This is a genomic window from Okeania sp. SIO2B9 (assembly GCF_010672505.1).
GTDB lineage: Bacteria > Cyanobacteriota > Cyanobacteriia > Cyanobacteriales > Microcoleaceae > Okeania > Okeania hirsuta.
In genome coordinates this window covers 1-2,784 of sequence record NZ_JAAHGK010001038.1, presented here as the reverse complement: position 1 = coordinate 2,784, position 2,784 = coordinate 1, and the positions used below count along the sequence as shown (strand labels likewise).

Annotated in this window: 3 protein-coding genes; 2 read left to right on the top strand and 1 reads right to left on the bottom strand. The window is 34.5% G+C overall.

What is annotated here, in order from left to right:
- Positions 1-336: 336 nt before the first annotated feature.
- Positions 337-738 (bottom strand): plastocyanin, encoded by a 402-nt coding sequence (petE, locus tag F6K13_RS26945; protein WP_124147450.1) that lies wholly within the window; start codon positions 736-738, stop codon positions 337-339.
- 219 nt (positions 739-957) lie between these two features.
- On the opposite strand from petE, the gene F6K13_RS26940 reads away from it, so the two are divergent.
- Positions 958-1,380, top strand: a complete 423-nt coding sequence (locus F6K13_RS26940; protein WP_124147451.1) for a BlaI/MecI/CopY family transcriptional regulator — start codon at positions 958-960, stop codon at positions 1,378-1,380.
- Positions 1,380-2,225 carry a M56 family metallopeptidase gene (locus F6K13_RS26935; RefSeq protein WP_124147452.1) on the top strand — a complete coding sequence of 282 codons (846 nt, stop codon included), beginning with the start codon at positions 1,380-1,382 and terminating at the stop codon, positions 2,223-2,225. Before F6K13_RS26940 ends, F6K13_RS26935 begins: the two co-directional genes overlap by 1 nt.
- The last annotated feature ends 559 nt before the right edge of the window (positions 2,226-2,784 follow it).

The window sequence follows — 2,784 nt, the reverse complement described above, 5'->3', positions numbered from 1 at the left end:
TAACTTCAACAATTAATTCTTACGTTGTCTGAGCTTTAAAGTTTTTAACTGTCCTAAGCTTTTTTTTCGACTGCTATTTTAATAATAAAAATAATTATTCTCCCCCTAAAATATCTAAATCACAAGAATTAATTGTTGAAGTTATTAACACTTGTGGTAGATAAATTTTTAGAGGGAGAAATATTTAAGAGTTATCAATTATAACTCTAATTTTTGATTAGTATTATGAGTTCTAAACTATTTAGTAATTTGCACAAGAACAAGTATTCTTGTAATTACTTTAATCAACTACAGTAAACCAATTTTAAAGTAGTTTCTGATGCTTAAGTTCTGCTGTTATTCTACAACCAGATGGCCAACCATTCCTGCGCCACGGTGAGGAGTACAGAAAAATTCGTAATCACCAGACTCAGCATCTGCTGGGATATTTACATCAAAGCTCTCTCCAGCTCTATAGGCCAAGTTTTTGTGGGAAAGTGATTTGGACAGTTCTGAATCAGGTGATTTAGCAGGATTGAAAATTACATTATGAGGTGCGAGCATACCATTTTTAAATGTAACTGTATCACCAGGCTTAACAGCTATTTTCCTGGGACTAAATTGTAGTCCACCAGCACCCATTGTTACCTCATAGTTAGCTGCTTCTGCTGGATTAGAAAATACTAGACTACCAATAACTAACATTGCTACGGAAGCTAATAGTGCTAAAGACTTGGAAAATGAAGAAATAAAACGCATCTTTACTCCTGTTCTTTTAAAATTATTATGTATCCAGAGGTAATTCTACAATAGATATCTCCAAAAAAATCTGAAATCGTTATCCTGTTTAGATTAAAATATAATTTATGGAGATTTTAAATTGTAAAACGACAGACTGTCATACTTAAATAATTTACCATAACAAAGGATAAATTTTCACTACGGTGTTGTCAAAATCTAAGAAATAAAAAATAAATAATGAGTCCTTTACCAGATCACCGTCCACAACAAATGTCTTTAGGCCCTCTAGAAACAGAGATTTTGAATATTGTTTGGACATTAGATTGTGTCACGGTCAAACAGGTACATGAATATATTCTGACCGACCCTGACCGAGAACTAGCTTATACTTCAGTAACTACAGTGCTACGTCGCCTGACTCAAAAGGGTTGGTTAGTTTGTGATGAAAGTGAGCGTGCTTTTGTGTGGCGACCTTTAATTTCTCGTCGAGAAGCTCAAATGTTGAGAGCGCATCAACAATTAAATAAATTTCTGGAAGTAGGAAACCCAGATTTGGTGGCCTCTTTTGCCGATAGTTTAGATTCTGCTAGTATCGAGCAAATAGAAGCGATCGCCGAAAAGCTAAAAGCTATACGCAAAGTTAGGGAGGACAAAGAATAATGCACCTGATCATCATTTTGGGAGCTGTTGGGTTATCTTATGGCCTCAGAAAAGCTTACTTTTTTACTCCGCGTAATTGGGGCCAACGTTGGGAGCGATCGCTGCTGTTATTTATTTCTTCTCCCATAATTTTAATTACGACGGCCATTGCAGTTATTTGTATGGGTCCTCAAGGAGAAATGCTTGGACTATCGACTGGATGGTTGAGTTATTTATTGGCCTGGGTTTTTTGTGGATGGACAGCTATTTTAGGTTTGATTTTAGGTTATGAAGGTTGGCGGTCTGTACAAAAGGTGAATAATTATCCTCAAATAATTATTGAGGGTAAATCAGTACGTTTACTGGATACTCCTATTTTATTTAGTGCCCAAATAGGCTTTTGGAATTCTCAGTTAGTAGTTAGTAAAGGACTTATAGAAAGATTAAATTCCGAGCAACTTTATGCAGTTTTAAATCACGAACAAGCGCATTATTATTATCGAGATAATTTTTGGTTTTTTTGGTTCGGTTGGTTAGGAAAAATTGCGCCTTTTTTACCTAATACTGAAATGTTGTGGCATGAACTTTTAACTCTTCGAGAAGTGCGTGCAGATCAGTGGGCAAAAAAACAAGTTGATGGGTTATTATTGGCGGAAACTTTGTTATTAATGGTGAGCGATCGTTTAACTCAGCCAGCTAATTTTGCTGCTGCATTTAGTTGTACAACTCCCCCTAACCGTTTGACTGAAAGAATTGATGCGTTGTTAGCAGAACCAGATTTTTCTATACAGCAAAATAATTACTGGTTTTGTAGTTGTATATTGTTAAATTTTTTCCCTTTAATAACTATGTTATTTCATCAGTGAAGGAAGAAGGAAGAAGGAAGAAGGAAGGAAGAAGGAAGAGGATAATTTTTTTTATCGCGCTATTCTCAAGGCATGATATACATCGTATTTCAGATTAGTGAGGTACACCAGTTGCGGGCAAGATGCCCGCACTACAAATATTTTACTATTTATATTTGTACCTCATCTATCTGCAACCTGCTTTCAACAATTAATAATTAATAATTAATAATTACCTCTCTTTGAAAAGAAGAGGATTGACTAAAAGGATAATTTTTTATTTTTTCTCGTTTAAAGGAGAGGCTTTAAACCTTAATTATTCGGTAAATTTTGATTCGATCATTTTTAGCAAAAAAAAAATGCTTTATACCATTTCGCTGTAACAATGCGCTTAATCATTGTTGCTCAGACCTGATTACGCTGACTATTATCATCTTTATATTAAGTGCAACTTCATAGATAAATGGTATTAGAGTAACTAAATTAACATCAGAAAAGAAAATAAAGAATCTCAATCTCAATAAAGACATGAAGTGCCAGAATCTAGAGGGTCATTTCAGTTATCAGTTATCAGTACCTC